The sequence below is a fragment of the Pseudomonas sp. REP124 genome, assembly GCF_020164475.1.
Lineage (GTDB): Bacteria > Pseudomonadota > Gammaproteobacteria > Pseudomonadales > Pseudomonadaceae > Aquipseudomonas.
On the sequence record NZ_JAIQWX010000082.1, the window covers coordinates 13,357 to 28,181 of the forward strand.

Annotated in this window: 15 protein-coding genes; 7 read left to right on the forward strand and 8 right to left on the reverse strand. The window is 54.2% G+C overall.

Features of this window, described 5'->3' with window-relative positions; genetic code table 11:
• Positions 1–53: 53 nt before the first annotated feature.
• Positions 54–1,409, reverse strand: coding sequence for an MBL fold metallo-hydrolase RNA specificity domain-containing protein (locus tag K9857_RS19230; protein ID WP_224538305.1), 1,356 nt, complete (start codon positions 1,407–1,409; stop codon positions 54–56).
• Between the two features lie 188 nt (positions 1,410–1,597).
• Between K9857_RS19230 and tnpB the strand changes: the two genes are divergently transcribed.
• Together tnpB and tnpC are read left to right on the forward strand one after the other, a co-directional pair.
• Positions 1,598–1,957: an IS66 family insertion sequence element accessory protein TnpB gene (gene tnpB / locus K9857_RS19235; protein ID WP_224538307.1), complete on the forward strand. Its 360-nt coding sequence runs from the start codon at positions 1,598–1,600 to the stop codon at positions 1,955–1,957.
• An 18-nt stretch (positions 1,958–1,975) separates the two neighbouring features.
• Entirely contained in the window at positions 1,976–3,487 is a 1,512-nt protein-coding gene (gene tnpC, locus K9857_RS19240; RefSeq protein WP_224538308.1) for an IS66 family transposase, read from the forward strand.
• A 47-nt stretch (positions 3,488–3,534) separates the two neighbouring features.
• Here the strand turns inward: tnpC and K9857_RS19245 are convergent, their stop codons facing one another.
• Positions 3,535–4,455, reverse strand: a complete 921-nt coding sequence (locus K9857_RS19245) for a universal stress protein (RefSeq protein ID WP_224538331.1) — start codon at positions 4,453–4,455, stop codon at positions 3,535–3,537.
• A gap of 223 nt (positions 4,456–4,678) precedes the next feature.
• Here K9857_RS19245 and K9857_RS19250 point away from each other — a divergent pair, with 223 nt between their 5' ends.
• Positions 4,679–5,104 carry a potassium channel family protein gene (locus K9857_RS19250; RefSeq protein ID WP_224538310.1) on the forward strand — a complete coding sequence of 142 codons (426 nt, stop codon included), beginning with the start codon at positions 4,679–4,681 and terminating at the stop codon, positions 5,102–5,104.
• A gap of 57 nt (positions 5,105–5,161) precedes the next feature.
• On the opposite strand, the gene K9857_RS19255 is transcribed toward K9857_RS19250, so the two are convergent.
• Positions 5,162–6,046 carry a universal stress protein gene (locus tag K9857_RS19255; protein ID WP_224538312.1) on the reverse strand — a complete coding sequence of 295 codons (885 nt, stop codon included), beginning with the start codon at positions 6,044–6,046 and terminating at the stop codon, positions 5,162–5,164.
• Between the two features lie 351 nt (positions 6,047–6,397).
• Here K9857_RS19255 and K9857_RS19260 point away from each other — a divergent pair, with 351 nt between their 5' ends.
• The gene (locus K9857_RS19260; protein WP_224538313.1) at positions 6,398–6,706 is read left to right on the forward strand and encodes a hypothetical protein; all 309 of its coding nucleotides are present in this window, start codon (positions 6,398–6,400) and stop codon (positions 6,704–6,706) included.
• Between the two features lie 165 nt (positions 6,707–6,871).
• Positions 6,872–7,615, forward strand: coding sequence for a fumarate/nitrate reduction transcriptional regulator Fnr (gene fnr, locus K9857_RS19265; protein ID WP_224538316.1), 744 nt, complete (start codon positions 6,872–6,874; stop codon positions 7,613–7,615).
• 12 nt (positions 7,616–7,627) lie between these two features.
• Here the strand turns inward: fnr and K9857_RS19270 are convergent, their stop codons facing one another.
• A complete protein-coding gene (locus tag K9857_RS19270; protein WP_224538318.1) occupies positions 7,628–8,539 on the reverse strand; it encodes a universal stress protein in 912 nt (303 codons plus the stop codon).
• A 217-nt stretch (positions 8,540–8,756) separates the two neighbouring features.
• Here K9857_RS19270 and K9857_RS19275 point away from each other — a divergent pair, with 217 nt between their 5' ends.
• Positions 8,757–9,320 carry a GNAT family N-acetyltransferase gene (locus K9857_RS19275; protein WP_224538320.1) on the forward strand — a complete coding sequence of 188 codons (564 nt, stop codon included), beginning with the start codon at positions 8,757–8,759 and terminating at the stop codon, positions 9,318–9,320.
• 50 nt (positions 9,321–9,370) lie between these two features.
• Here K9857_RS19275 and K9857_RS19280 read toward each other — a convergent pair whose 3' ends face one another.
• The 3 genes from K9857_RS19280 to K9857_RS19290 all read right to left on the reverse strand — a co-directional run bounded on the left by K9857_RS19280 (position 9,371) and on the right by K9857_RS19290 (position 13,033).
• Entirely contained in the window at positions 9,371–10,294 is a 924-nt protein-coding gene (locus tag K9857_RS19280; RefSeq protein WP_224538322.1) for a universal stress protein, read from the reverse strand.
• Between the two features lie 97 nt (positions 10,295–10,391).
• Positions 10,392–11,630 (reverse strand): MgtC/SapB family protein, encoded by a 1,239-nt coding sequence (locus tag K9857_RS19285; protein WP_224538324.1) that lies wholly within the window; start codon positions 11,628–11,630, stop codon positions 10,392–10,394.
• Positions 11,631–11,959: 329 nt separating this feature from the next.
• The gene (locus K9857_RS19290) at positions 11,960–13,033 is read right to left on the reverse strand and encodes an NAD(P)-dependent alcohol dehydrogenase (RefSeq protein ID WP_224538326.1); all 1,074 of its coding nucleotides are present in this window, start codon (positions 13,031–13,033) and stop codon (positions 11,960–11,962) included.
• Between the two features lie 260 nt (positions 13,034–13,293).
• Between K9857_RS19290 and K9857_RS19295 the strand changes: the two genes are divergently transcribed.
• On the forward strand, positions 13,294–14,214 hold the full coding sequence (locus K9857_RS19295) for a universal stress protein (RefSeq protein WP_224538328.1): 921 nt from the start codon (positions 13,294–13,296) through the stop codon (positions 14,212–14,214).
• A gap of 13 nt (positions 14,215–14,227) precedes the next feature.
• Here K9857_RS19295 and K9857_RS19300 read toward each other — a convergent pair.
• A partial coding sequence (locus tag K9857_RS19300; RefSeq protein WP_263487932.1) for a sensor histidine kinase occupies positions 14,228–14,825 on the reverse strand: 598 nt, incomplete at its 5' end.

Consider the following 14,825-nt stretch of genomic DNA (forward strand, 5'->3'; position numbering starts at 1 on the left):
ACGGCGGTCGCTTTGGGGCGCGTACGTTATGAACCTGCGGTGATGTCGATGCCTTAGAGTTCGACACTGTCGCGATACTCTGGCACTGATACCGACCACCCCAACTCCAGAGTGATGCGCCGGCGGAGCACATCCGACGCGTTAGGTTCCCCATGGACGACAAAGGTATGTTTTGGCGGCCGTTTGAACCCATGCAGCCACTGCATGATTTCATCAGCGTCGGCGTGTGCGGACAGTGTGTGCATCGGCACCACCTCGGCGCGGATCGGCACGTCCTTGCCGTGGATACGCACCGAAGAAACTCCGGCAACAATTTGCGCGCCACGGGTACCACCGGCCTGGTAGCCAGGCATTAGCAGTGTGTTATTTGGATTGGGAGCCAGAGCCTTAAGGTGATGTACCACTCGCCCTCCTGTTGCCATGCCGCTGGCGGCAATAATGACCGCCGGGGTGCGTTGCTGATCAAGCGCTTTCGACTCATCGACCGTGTGTACGAATTGCGCTACATGGCACATGCCTTCGCAATCTTCCAAGGATAATCTGTGCTCGTTTCGGAAACGCTGGTACAACAGCGTGACATCGGTTGCCATCGGACTGTTGAGGTAGATTGGAATATCGGGAATTTCCCGTCTGCGCTTCAACTGATACAAGTAATACATCAGCAATTGAGCGCGCCCCACCGCGAACGATGGCACAAGGGTAATCCCTCGACGTAATGCAGTGCGGGTGATGACGTCGGCCAATTGCGCTTGTGGTGCTCCGTCCGGATGTTGACGATCACCGTAGGTAGACTCCACCAGCAGATAATCCGCCTGCTCGACAGTCTCAGGAACCAGCATCACTGGGTCATTCGGCCGTCCCAAGTCCCCGGAAAAAACCCAAGTCTGTCCGCCAGCAATCATTTCCACCGTCGCGGCACCGAGAATATGCCCGGCGTTACGCAACAGTATGGTCATGTCCGCAGCGACTTCCACCTTGTGGTGCAACTCTACCGGCCGCAACAGTTTCAGTGCTCTCTCAGCATCTTGCTCAGTGTAAAGCGGCAACGCCGGGTTGTGCTTTGAGAAGCCATGCCGGTTGGCGAACTCAGCTTCCTCCTCCTGCAAGCGGCCACTGTCCAACAGCAGGATTTTGACCAATTCACAGGTGGCGGGTGTGGCGTATACGGGGCCACGATAACCGTCGCGCACCAGTACGGGTAGATAACCGCTGTGATCAAGATGCGCATGGGTCAACACGATGGCATCGAGATCGGCGACCGGAAGTTGGAATGGGTCACGATTGTGCAGTCGAAGTTGCTTGTAACCCTGGAACAGTCCGCAGTCGACCAGCACATGCTGGTTGCGATGTTCCAGCAGGTACTTGCTACCCGTAACCGTACCCGCAGCTCCTAGAAATGTGATACGCATGGCCGTTGTCCTTGCACTTTCAGAGGAGCGCTATTGATCGCTCCTTTTGGCCCAAGGTCAGTTGATTTTTATCAATTCAGGCTTGATGACAGCTCGTTCAATCGTAAGCGCTCCATGAACCCCACATTTAAAGCGCTTAGCTGATTGCGGATGCTGTGTTCCCGATTTCTTTACGGAGCCAGTTCGCCATGATGCGTCCCGACGCCAAAGTCGAAAAAGTGTACCTCTATCCCAAACCCGTCGATTTCCGAAAATCCATCGACGGCCTGGCTGCGCTGGTCGAGTTGGATATCAAGGTAGCCGTGTTTGATCCTGTGCTTTTCGTCTTCCTCAACAAGCCCCGCAACCGCGTGAAGATATTGTATTGGGAGCGCAACGGCTTCTGTCTCTGGCTTAAGCGCCTGGAATCCGAACGATTTAAAACATCGCCCGATGCCAACGATGAAGCGATCATCCTGACCGTCCAGGAACTGAACTGGCTACTTGATGGTTTTGATCTGTGGCGCAACCGCCCTCATCAGGTTCTGACGCCACGATTCGTGGCTTGATTCGGTATAATCCCGGGCATGATTTCCATGCCCGAAGATCTCCCTGACGATCCTGAATTGCTCAAGCAAATGCTTGTGAAGATGCAATCCAAAGTCGGTCTGCTTGAAGAGCAAGTTGCATTGCTGAGGCAGCGACTGTTCGCTCGAAAATCAGAGCAAACGGTCGATCCTGCGACTCCGCAAATGGCATTGTTCAACGAAGCTGAAAGCGAAGCGGAGCCTGCCAGCGATGCCTCGGAAGAAGAAATCGTTGCGCCATCCAGACGTCGCGGCAAACGCCAGTCGCTACCCGCCAATCTGCCCCGAATCGAGATCATCCACGATTTGCCTGATCACGAGCTGACCTGTGTCTGTGGCTGTCGCAAACATGCCATTGGTGAGGAAATCAGCGAGCAACTTGAAATCGTGCCAATGCAGATCCGGGTGATTAAACACGTTCGTAAGGTCTACGGCTGCCGCGACTGCGAGACGGCGCCTGTCACCGCGGACAAACCGGCTCAACTGATTGAAAAAAGCATGGCCAGTCCAAGTGTTCTGGCGATGCTGTTGACCACCAAGTATGTGGATGGGTTGCCGCTTCATCGCTTCGAAAAAGTACTGGGTCGACATGGCGTCGATATCTCGCGTCAAACATTGGCCCGCTGGGTAATTCAATGCGGTGAGCACTTCCAGCCGCTGTTGAATTTAATGCGCGATAGCCTGTTGGCCGGCCGTATCATCCATTGCGATGAAACCCGCGTGCAGGTATTGAAAGAGCCTGGCCGAGAGGCGAGCAGTCAGTCCTGGATGTGGGTGCAAACCGGTGGGCCACCAGACAGGCCAGTAATCCTTTTTGACTATTCCACCAGCCGAGCGCAGGAGGTACCTACTCGACTGCTCGCTGACTATCGCGGCTATCTAATGACCGACGATTACGCCGGGTACAACGCGCTGGGCGCACAAGAAGGTGTTGAGCGCCTAGGGTGTTGGGCCCATGCCAGGCGCAAGTTCGTTGAGGCGCAAAAAGTGCAGCCAAAAGGGAAAACGGGACGTGCCGACATCGCGTTGAAGTTAATCAGCAAACTCTATGGCATCGAGATCGCCTATAAACAAAGTAGCAATGAGGCGCGAAAAAAAGGTCGCCAGGATTTGAGTCTCAAGGTGCTAGGTGAGCTGAAGGCTTGGATGCTGAAAACTCTGCCCCACATGACTACACAGAACGCTCTCGGCAAAGCGGTCAACTACTTGGCAAACAACTGGAACAAACTCGAACGGTACGTCGAGGAAGGCTACTTGCCCATCGACAACAACACCGCCGAGCGTGCGATTCGACCTTTCGTCATCGGTAGAAAAAACTGGTTGTTCAGTGACACACCCAAAGGCGCGACGGCGAGCGCTCAACTTTACAGCTTGGTCAAGACCGCCAAAGCTAACGGCCAAGAACCCTATGCGTGGCTGCGCCACGCACTGGAGCGTCTGCCACAGGCGTCCTCAGTTGAAGATTACGAAGCCTTGCTGCCGTGGAACTGCACACCTCGGTCGCATAGCTGAACGCTTCGCCCATCTTTGATGAGGTGTGGTTTATGGAGCGCTTACGTTCAATCGAATGAGCGTAAAGGTTTCACAATCATCAAACTGCACGGCGCCCTGTTCAAGATGCTCTCTGCCGTATCACCCAGAAATCGTTCGGGACCGTGGTGATAGACCGTGCCCAGCACCAGCATGTCAAAGGCATTGCGCTTCGCGAAAAGCCCGATGACCTTATGGGGAGTGCCTGTCAGTGAATGCCGATGCGTCTGATTGATGCAGTAGCGCTCGGCAAGTGCATCGAAAGCTTCTTGCTGGGCATCTTCTATCGCGGCGCTCAAACTGTCATCTAGACTCCCTGTCGGTACGCTGAAAGGTACGTCTCTTAGGTGTGACCAACGACTGACGTTGAGCACGTGTAATTGAGAGCCGCAGCAAGCCGCCAGAGTAGAAGCCAAGTCGAGGATTCGGTCGTTCAATCCCTCGCTCAACTCTTCAAGATGAGACAAATCGATTGCGGCAAGAATCTTCGATGGCTTGGGTGTTTTTGCATCAGTCACAAGGTGCAGATGGGTGGGACACTCGCGCAGCAACCGCCAGTCCAGAGGGCGATGAAAAGCGCGGTCGAGTGCAGGCACATACTGGCTGTCCTTTATCACAAGATCTGGATGTAAGTCATTCACATACTCGAGTATGTTGGCGAGGCTCGACTTGGCCCAGACCACTTCGGAGGTGACCCGCATTCCGATGCACCGCTTGAACCGGGCTTGCTGCTCCAGCCAATGCCGGTGCATCTGCAAATAGCCTTCTCGTGCCAGTGTCATTGCCTCATGGTCTAGCAGACCGGCCACGGCCAAAGCGGGAACATAGTCGAACGCAACAATATGCAATTCCGCGCCGGTTGCTCCCGCCAAGGCCTGCGCGCGCTCAAATGCTGGAGTCAGCGTCATCTCGTTTGGCGCAATCAGGAGAATGCGTTTAAGTTTCAGCATCATTAACCTCCCCTGAAAACAGCCACTTGGCGGTATAGCCAGACTTCCTTTTCCAAAGCTCGAATACCGTTGCTCAATTATTCTGTATTACCTGGCGGTAAGGTATGACTTTTATCAATGAAATCTCAAACGCTCGAAGATCATTGATTTACCTCAACGACTTTCTATCACTCAGATGTAGAAAATGGACAAAATTCCAGTTCCTACATGCTGGCGGTTCGCTATGTTGGCAGTCACACTAATCAATGCGCTGGTGGTCATAGCCGTAGTCGTGATTCATTACGAATGTCTGCTGCGTCTGAATGACTGGCTACCCCGTCTTAAGCTGTGGAGCCGCTTCAGAATTGTGGTGGGAGTATGTGGCGCCCTAGTGGCCCACGCCACGGAGGTTTGGTGCTTTGCGGTGGTTTATTACTTGATGGTTCACTCCGGGCATTGGGGCAGCCTCATAGGCAACTTCGATGGTTCATTGATGGACTGCGTTTACTTTTCTTTTACGACATATACGACGATTGGCTTTGGTGATATCTCGCCAGTCGGCAACCTCAAATATTTAACTGGCCTGCAAGCCCTCACCGGACTGGTTCTCATCACATGGACTGCATCCTTTCTTTTTTTGGAAATGCAGAAGTACTGGAGGCGTAAATAATCTTCTGTACGCCACATCGGCTGCACATTCAGTCCACGTAATGCAGCACTGACTAATCTAGACTGCCAGTATGCAGCAAGGTACCTGATACAGAATATGTTCAATCGTACTCCCAAGTAGTTTATCCATACCATGGGATTGAACCCGCCCCATCACTATTACATCCACATGGTGTTCATGGGCGAATTCACTCAGTGCGTTGGCAGGACTGCCCTCAATGAAGTGTCGAAGATTGGAAGGAACCGCGAACTGTTCGGCTAACCTGCTAAAGGATTTTTCCATATCCGCGCGAAGGGCCCGTGTGAGGTCAGTGAGGCTCAGCCCCCGCATGACCGCTAGGAAGGGAGCGGAGATATCGTAGGCGTAAATCAGGTGCAACTGAGCATCGCACTGGATGGCGAGACTGCGCGCTTGTTTGATAATACGCTCGTTCAGCTCATTATCTATCGCCTCACTGTCCGTTACCTCAACCGCCGCAACCACTTTGCGGGGCAATACGTAACCGCTGCCCCCCACCAGAAAAATGGGCACCGGACAACGGCGCAGCAGGTGCCAGTCAAGTGGCGTAAAAGAAACTCGGTTGAACAACGACTCATATTGATTTTGCTTGATCAGCAGGTCGGGTTGCAGCTCCGCGACATGATCGAGAATTTCCTGTTTCATGTCGTCGGCCCAGACCACCTCAGTAGTGACTTCAACCCCTTTGCCACGCAACTTTTCAGCTTGAGCTTGGAGCCAATTGCGCTGGTCCTGCAGATAGCCCTCTCGTGCATGCTCACGATCACCTTCTTCAAGTAGAGATAACCATTTGAATGAGGGAACCAGTGCTGCGATATGTAAACTCGCGCCGCTGGCATTCGCTAGGGCCGCCGCATGGTTGATCGCCGAAGAGTGACGCAGGGTCGGATCGACTACCAACAACAGATGTTGATACTGACTCATGACTGCCCTCCATTCAGGCGAACAATTCAGCGTGATGCTGATCGGTTGTGCACATAAATGGGTCCGCCACCCTCAATCAGTGCATATGGCTTGATAGGTCGATTCTGCGAGCCGGATGCCCTTATGACTTGATCTACATCAACAACGGTGGCCGTGGCTGATGCTCAATGAGGAGGAGCGCTTTGGCATTTGTTGGCACGCTTTCCTCAATACAGCGAAATGGATTATTCACTGAGCAGGCAAAACTTCGATGTATCAGACATTCGCCACCTTTAACGGTGGTGTTACCGAGTCCTGGATTCGTAAACAAATGCAATTACTGGGTATAGTTTCGAGATTGCTCCCGGCACAATGTACCGAAGCTGGCCTGAACCGGTCGTCGATGGCAAAACCGACTTGTTCTTTGCTGAACGCATGCTACTGAGCAACCTCTTGGCTACCGGATCCGCCGCAGAAAACCTGACGTTACTTGATCGTATAGTTGACTACACACCTACCGCGATGGCGCTCGATCGAAATGACGAAAATTTCCGTCTGATCGTCGATACCACACTCAGCGAAAATTCTCGATCAGTCGAGATAGAACAGGCTTACGGCAAATACTTGGAAGGCAACAACGATACATCCAGAAAATTGTTCAAGGTCTACGCGATTCCGTGACGAAAAAACTGTTTAGCCGGTAGAGGATCTACCACGCATTTCGCTTGCACAGATGAATGCACAAGCGCTTACCACTTATCGCAATCATCGAAGAACGCTCCCAATGCAAGCCCATCACAGCGAGCACACCCTATACTAATTAGAGTTTGCAGAGGGGGCTTCGAAATGCCGGAATCCCGTGCCGATCAAGTTCACCACCTCAAAGCCGCATGCTCCAATTGCAGCGTACTGGAGTTGTGCTTGCCGATTGGCCTGACAGGTCAGGAAATCGAGCGGCTGGACACGCTGATCGTGCAACGATTGAAGGTTCGTAAAAGCGCAGCGCTCTATCGTGCGGGCGATCCTCTACGCTCGCTTTATGCCGTACGCATCGGTTCATTCAAAACCAGTGTGCTGTCGGTTGACGGTCGCGAGCAGGTGACGGGGTTTCAAATACCGGGAGAAATGCTCGGGCTGGATGCCATCAGCACTGATCGACATGCTTGCAATGCGATTGCCTTGGAAGACAGCGAGGTGTGCCCCATCCACTTCGCGCACTTGGAAAAGCTTGCCCATGAACTGCCTTCGCTTCAGCATAATCTTAATAGGGTTCTCAGCCGGGAAATCGTGCGCGATCACGATATGTTGATGATGTTGGGCAACATGAATTCGGACGAACGTCTGGCGGCGTTTCTGCTTAATTTTTCACAGCGATTCCATACCCGCGGCTATTCCTCCAGCAACTTTGTACTGAAGATGCGTCGCGAAGAAATCGGTTCCTATTTAGGCCTTCGCCTGGAAACCATCTGCCGCGGCATCGCACACCTGCGTGATCAGGGATTGGTGGAGATAAGCGGTCGCAACGTAACCATCCGCAACATGGATGGACTCAAGCAACTGGTTGTAGGTTGCCATCGCCACCTGAGCTGAACCTCGACGAACTCACTCTCGGCCATGCTGCCTGACTGCCAATATGCTGCCTGGGATAGAGTACAAAGCTCGCTCGGTGTTACTTCCGATCAACCGGTCGAAGCCTACTCGGTGTACGGTCCCCATGACCACGACATCGGCCAGATACTGCTCAACGAACTCACCGATGACCGGCACTGGCAGTCCCATAATGAAATGCCGTCGTTCCGGCGGCACACCATGGCGCTGCGCTAGCGTGACGAATGCCTGATGCAAGGATTGACGCAACTCCTCGATGATATCCACGCCCCATCCACCTCCGGCCAATGGCGCATCACTGTTGAAAGCGGGCGACAAGTCATAGGCATACAGCAGGTGCAAAGGCGCGTCGCATTGCAGAGCCAGGGAGTTGGCGGTCTGGATGATGGTGTCGTTCAAACCACTGATGTGTGTCGAGGGATCAAAAGGGTCCACGGCAGCTACAATCCGGTGCGGCAGGCTGTAGCGGATGTGGTTGACCAGATGCACTGGAATCTTGCACTCACGCAAAAGATGACAATCGAGCGGGGTCATGAATACTCGTTTGAGTACCGGTTCGAGAGCGACATCCTTGATCAGCATGTCGGGTTTCAAGTCTTCGATCGTCCTCAGGATATCCAGCAGTGGATGAGTGCTGAAGACCGCCTTGACGCTCACCTCCAGCCCCAATTCACTGAGGCGGTCGAACTCTTCAGCCTCCCAGCGGCAGTAGCGGCGCAAATAGCGCTGACGCTCTGTGTCATCAACTTTTTCTTGCCACAGATGAACCACGGGGACCGGGTCGACATAGGCTCGTACATCCAGCGCGCTTCCGGCTGTCTTGGCAAGTGCAACCGCTCGCAACAGTGCAGGGGACTGTTGTAAGGATGGATCGCAGACCAGCAGTAAACGTTGATATTGGCTCATCAAACACCTCCGTTCGAACCAAGGCGTTGCATCTCGGTTTGCTTACAGACTGCGCTCCAGCGCCCCTTGCCGTTTGATGTACATCAAGCATGGGCAAATCATCAGAACTGTAGCGGGCGTCTGATCCAGATCAGGTCCAGGGCCCAACAATGGCGTAGAAAAGAGTCAGGCACGTCTTCCCGCGCGCCTGACTACGAAACGCACTGGAGGAACACCCATGCTCACCGTCAAAGATCACAACGATCGGGCTGCGACTGCCTACGCCAAGGTCGATGGCCAACACTGGATCGAAGCACTTCGCGATGGCCGCCACGTGCTGATCCGGCCGTTGACTGCAAAGGATCGTGATCGTGAATACGCCTTCATCAAAAAACTGTCTCCAGAATCCCGCCATATGCGGTTCCTGGCACAGATCGCCGAACCAAGCTCTGCGATGCTGGACCAATTAATGGATACCGACGATAGCTTGCGCTTGGCCTACATCGCCTTGGTCCATGACAACGGTCAACTGATTGAAGTCGGAGTTAGCCGCTATGCCGTGGCTGGCGAACACAACTGTGAATGTGCCGTTACGGTGGCCGATGAATGGACCCACCTAGGACTCGGTACACTATTGATGGGGCACTTGATCAAGGCCGCGCGTAAACATGGATTCCGTCAAATGTTCTCGGTGGACGCGTGCAGCAATGCGCCGATGCGTGACCTGGCCAAAGCACTAGGTTTCGATTCGCACAACGACCCCGACGATAGTCGTCAGGTCATCCATCGCCTTTACCTTTAATTTAATAAGTTGCCCCGTGACGTTGGACCCGTCACGGGGCAATGCCGATTTCAGAATGTGAACACTTTTCCTGGTTTGATTGCCAGCACGCTACACGGCGCTCGATGCAGGAGTTGCTCGGCCGTGGTTCCCAAGAGTTTTTTCAAACCATTGTGCTGCACCGTGCCCATGACGATGACATCAATGCGGTACTCCGAGACGAATCGGCAAATACTGGGCACAGGGGCACCCTCAATGAAATGGCGGTTGTCCACGGCTACACCGTGACGTTCAGCAATAGCCGTGAATGCTTCTTGCTGCGCCTTTCCTGACATTTCATGAACACCGCTGGCCAACGGCAACGAACCAAATCCCATGTCTTGAGCATAAAGAGCCGTCCAGTCAAACACGTGCAGCAACTGGAGATCTGCGTCGCAGAGCGCTGCGAGTTTCGCCGCGGCGTCGATGATCTGATCGTTGAATACACGATCTTGATCTTCATCGCGCAACACATCGATGATGGCCAGTATGTTGCGAGGTCTTGGGTGCAGGGGGGTGGTGACCAGATGAACCGGCACAGGGCAATCACGTAGTAGTTGCCAATCCAGTGGCGTAAAAAACACCCGCTTCAGCGTCGACTCTTCGCTTGCATCCTTGATGATCAGGGCGAGTGTCATTTCGTCAATGAAGTGCAAAATCTCCTCGTAAGGATGCTGCACCCATACCACCTCACTGGTGACTTCGACGCCATGCTTTCTCATCGATGCTGCGTGATCCACAAGCCATTGGCGATGAGTTTGTAGATAAGCGTCTCTTGCCAGACGGAACTGTTCCGGGTCGAACAGCCCAGCTACCGCCAATGCCTGGGAATAGTCAAACGCTACGATATGCAAAGGCAATTGCATCGCCAGTGCAAGCGCAGCAGCTCGGTCGAATGCAGGTGTACGGGTCATTGATGAAGGAGCAATAAGGAGTAACCGTTGAGTTTGCAACATGGGGCACCTCGGCACACGCACGTCTATCCGGGAGGTGTTTTAGATTGATCTTTTCCTGTTTCGAATACTTGATTTGTATCAGTCATACGCATGTGCTTCATGTCAGCCACATGCCTGCCCACATCGCCAAGGTCAACAATACCTGCCCGGGAATGACCAACGCTGCAAAGCGTGGCCCTCCACTGACCCACGCCACCCCACATTTACTGACGGAATTTGTGCTTATCGCGATGAGCACAGGGCCGACAATGCCGTCGAACGGTAATTGACCCGATTTGGCCAGAGAAGCTATCGAGGCCGTCGAGGCATGCGCATCGGCAAGGCCACTAAACATGGCGGTCAACATTACCCCCAATTGGCCGAAATGGCTGAGCATCATGGATGAAGCGAAGGTGATTCCTGTCATCGTCGAGGTGACGATCAAAGCCAGTTTGAGATTGAACGCTCCACCGACCTGGACTGACTCCGTGAGAGTCCTCGCAGGCCGAGGAAACATCAAGGAAACACCATACAAAGCAGCTGCAATGGCCGCGCAAATCAATGGTCCCCACATCTGGCGCATCAAACCGGGATCGACCGCTCCCAGGATCATTCCGACCTGCGTGACGGTCGCCATATTCGAAAGAATCGCGGCCGCACTCAGTACCTTGATATTGTCGGGCTGCCGCGCCACGAGATGTCCCATGGCGGCGATGGTTACGGTGCTTGAGGCAAACCCGGATGCGATGGCGCTGATTGCATAGCCGTAGCGAGTGCCCAAGGCGCGAACGGCAATATGCCCAGCCGCGCCCACTGCCATCAACAGCACTGTAAGGCTGCAAATGGTACGTAAATTGATCGCCGCATAGGGACCAATAAAGCGATCCGGCACCAATGGCAGTACCACCAGCGCTGCCGTCAGCAAAATCAGGCCATCTCCCAATTCCGCTTCGCTCAATTGACTGCGGGCAAAATAGTGAAGCTTTTCCCGGTAGGTCAACAGCCCCGCCATAACCACGCCGAGGGCAATTGCCAACCCGGGGTTCCAGCCACACAATGCCCCGAGAACCAGCACTGTTAACAACGCTACTTCGCTGGTGACGCCGGGATCAGCGTCCACACTTCGCCAGTACGCTACAGTGACGAGCATAGCCAGAACAATGGCTACGATCCCCACAAGCAGGCTCCCACCAACCTGCATCGCCGCATATCCTAATATTGCGGAAATGGCGAATGTGCGCAGACCTGCACGAGCTCGGGCCTCGCCCTGGCCCTTGTGTCGCTCGCGTTCAAGACCGACGAGCATGCCAATCCCCAAGGCAGCGGCTGCGCCGGTCCAACCAACGGTGTCGTTCATCGGCAGGTTACCGGGCTGAGTTTTGACAGTTAACGTGTTACATCACTAACCCAGGAGATCGGCACACGCCGATTCGTTGCTGAGGTATGTAGCTTGACGAACTGCAACTCGTGTTTTGACAGCTCTGGCGCCCACTCCCCGCGGCCAAACATGTGGCGCATCAATACGTGCCCTGAGTCGATCAACAAAAATTTGCGCTTCTCCCTTGCTATCAAAGGGCACCTCGATGTCATCCATCCACACCACCCAACGATGGCTCCTCGGTTTCTCCCTGATATCAATGATCATAGAGACCTCCGTAATGCTCGATAACAATGTTCGGCGCACCTTTAAGGTGTAATCGCAACCTTTATCACTCCGTCCCGTTGATGCGCAAATAGCTCATAAGCGGCCTCAATTTCATCGAGGTCGAAGCGATGGGTCACCAGTGGCGAAAAATCCACACTCCCACTCTGTACTACAGCCATCAAGCGACGCATCCGCTCCTTCCCCCCCGGACATAGGGTAGTGACAATGCTGTAGTCCCCTAGCCCTGCTGCGAAGGCGTCCAGGGGAATGCTCAGATCATGGGAGTAAACTCCGAGGCTGGAAAGCCGACCACCAGGGCGAAGTACTCGCAGTGCCGACTCAAACGTGCCTTGAGTACCCAAGGCTTCGATGGAGACGTCGACACCTCGGCCGTCCGTCAGCGCCATGATCTGTTCCACCACGTTGCCGTCCTTGAAGTTAACGACATGGGTCGCGCCCAAACGGCGCGCGACACTGATCCGTTCGGCCACCGCGTCCACACCAATAATCATCGTTGCACCTTTGAGTCGAGCCCCTGCCACCGCACAAAGTCCAATCGGACCAAGGGCGAATACGGCAACGGTATCGCCGATATTTACCTCGCCGCGCTCAGCACCAGAAAATCCGGTGGACATGATGTCAGGGCACATCAATACCTGCTCGTCACTGAGTTTGTCTGGTATGGGACATAAATTGGCCAGCGCATCCGGTACCAGCACGTACTCGGCCTGACAGCCGTCAATGATATTGCCAAACTTCCAGCCGCCGGTTGCTCGAAATCCATGACGAGTGTCTGGCCCGTCCTGTGAGCCACAGCCGCACAGACAGGCGAAACTTTGTCCACTTGGAGTAATCGCCCCGGCAATCACCCGTTGTCCTTCGACAAAACCGCGTACCTGTGACCCTAAACGCTCAATGACACCCACAGGCTCGTGCCCCACCGTCAACCCGCGAGCCACGGGGTATTCCCCGCGCAGTATGTGCACGTCGGTACCGCAAATGGTTGTGGTAGTAATTCGGATCAAAGCATCCAGCGGTCCGACTTCAGGAATGAGCTTGTCCTCCAACACGATCCGGTTCTTTTCAACGAAAACAGCCGCTTTCATGGTAGCCATGTTGATCCCTCCGCCTCTGAGGCCGACGACTCGGCCTGAATCAAAGACTGCACTCAAGACACCATCGAAAGTTTGATAATGGTCAACAATTGAGTCACGGGAACCGGTGCCAGCTACGGTGCAACAGACTACATCTGCCATCACATCAAATTTGACAAAGATCAATTCCGTAGCCGTCAGCTGCGGCAAGCTAAATTACAGATTCTACTCTTGAGCGACGCCGACCTATCCGGCGAGCGATTTCCTAACGGAGACCTGTAATGTCTGATCAATCACGCTTCATGCTGATCGTCTCGCCGCTGATGGAACACAGCCCTGCATTCGACCGCGCCGCCGCGTTGGCAAAGGCTTCAGACGCCGCGCTGCATATTGTTGCTTTTGATTATCTGGAGGGGCTGGCGACTGCTGGAATGGTCAATGAACAAGCACTGGAACAAATGCGCACGGGCTACGTTGAGCGCCATCGCCAATGGCTTGAGGATCAGGCACGCCCCTTGCGCAAGATAGGCGTACACGTCACGACTGAGGTGGTTTGGGTCGAACGGCCGTTGAAGGAAATTCTAATTCATCTGAGAGAGCAGCCGATGACCGTGCTGATCAAGGCGCTGGAGCACGAGGCATTGCTGTCGCGTTTGATGTTCACCCCATTGGATATCCATTTGTTGCGCGAATGCCAAGTACCACTGCATTTCGTCAATCGTTTGCATAACGTTTTACCACGCAGGATAGTCGCTGCGGTCGATCCGTTTCATTGTGACGACCAATATCAGGCACTCAATGACAGAATTCTGCACGAGGCTGCGAAACTGGCGAGTGTCTGTAGCGCGGAGCTTGATGTGATCTACGCTCACGACCTTTCGAGTGTCAGCGCAGACGAATTCGGCTTTAGCAATGGTTCGGCGTTCTTCTCCACAACAAAAGCTAAGACTCTTTTTGACGCCCAAGCCGACACTTTTCGCGACCTTTGTGAACGCAATGGTATTCCATCGGAACGCCAGCACATGATTATGGGTAATCCGGCCAAGGTATTGTCCAGCTACGCCAATGCTTACGAAACGGATGTGATTGTCATGGGGCGGGTTGGTCATCGCGGAATCGAACGCCTAATCGGCAGTACGGTGGAACACCTGTTGTACAAATTGCCGTGTAGCGTCTGGGTGGTATCACCGGAAGTCTTCTGAACCATGACCGCGGCTATGAGTCACCAATCTTCAGAGTGGCTCGCAACCCCGAAGGCGTTCGATTTTCCAGTTTAATCTGTCCGCCAAAGCGCGCGGCGATAGTCTGAACGATGGTCAGGCCCAATCCCGCGCCCTGGTCGTTTCCCCGGCTGTAGAAACGTTCGAAGAGCCGGTCGCGTTCCTCTTCCCGGATACCTGGTCCATCGTCCTCTACCGTCAGTTCGTAGCCATGCTCGATCTTTTTCAGCCCGACCGTGACAAGCCCATGGGCTGGAGAGAAGTTCGCGGCATTGGTCACCAGGTTGTTCAAGGCAATGTCGATGGCCGTCGGGTCGACTCGCACTGAAGCGATGTCGTCGGTGACGTCGAGCACCAGCTCAAGATCCTTGCTCAAGAGCCACGGTGTCATCTGGATCAGGCTGTCTCGAACGGTGGCAACCAGATCGATCGGCTCGGGCGGTGGTGTGCCTGCGCGAGGCTCCAGGCGCGCCATCGTCAGCAACTGGTTAACCAGGCGGCTGGTGCGGTCTACGCCGGCAATCAAGTGTTCCAGGGAGGCGCGTCGGTCCTGTTCATTTTCCGCCTCCATCAGGTTTTGCGCGTGGACTCTG

Coding starts and splice junctions, on each gene's coding strand:
- K9857_RS19275 (WP_224538320.1), top strand. CDS start 8,757: ATGCTCACCGTCAAAGATCACAACGATCGGGCTGCGACTGCCTACGCC.
- K9857_RS19295 (WP_224538328.1), top strand. CDS start 13,294: ATGTCTGATCAATCACGCTTCATGCTGATCGTCTCGCCGCTGATGGAA.
- K9857_RS19290 (WP_224538326.1), bottom strand. CDS start 13,033: ATGGCTACCATGAAAGCGGCTGTTTTCGTTGAAAAGAACCGGATCGTG.
- K9857_RS19230 (WP_224538305.1), bottom strand. CDS start 1,409: ATGCGTATCACATTTCTAGGAGCTGCGGGTACGGTTACGGGTAGCAAG.
- K9857_RS19260 (WP_224538313.1), top strand. CDS start 6,398: ATGTACCGAAGCTGGCCTGAACCGGTCGTCGATGGCAAAACCGACTTG.
- tnpB (WP_224538307.1), top strand. CDS start 1,598: ATGATGCGTCCCGACGCCAAAGTCGAAAAAGTGTACCTCTATCCCAAA.
- K9857_RS19250 (WP_224538310.1), top strand. CDS start 4,679: ATGTTGGCAGTCACACTAATCAATGCGCTGGTGGTCATAGCCGTAGTC.
- fnr (WP_224538316.1), top strand. CDS start 6,872: ATGCCGGAATCCCGTGCCGATCAAGTTCACCACCTCAAAGCCGCATGC.
- K9857_RS19280 (WP_224538322.1), bottom strand. CDS start 10,294: ATGTTGCAAACTCAACGGTTACTCCTTATTGCTCCTTCATCAATGACC.
- K9857_RS19255 (WP_224538312.1), bottom strand. CDS start 6,046: ATGAGTCAGTATCAACATCTGTTGTTGGTAGTCGATCCGACCCTGCGT.
- K9857_RS19285 (WP_224538324.1), bottom strand. CDS start 11,630: ATGAACGACACCGTTGGTTGGACCGGCGCAGCCGCTGCCTTGGGGATT.
- tnpC (WP_224538308.1), top strand. CDS start 1,976: ATGATTTCCATGCCCGAAGATCTCCCTGACGATCCTGAATTGCTCAAG.
- K9857_RS19245 (WP_224538331.1), bottom strand. CDS start 4,455: ATGCTGAAACTTAAACGCATTCTCCTGATTGCGCCAAACGAGATGACG.
- K9857_RS19270 (WP_224538318.1), bottom strand. CDS start 8,539: ATGAGCCAATATCAACGTTTACTGCTGGTCTGCGATCCATCCTTACAA.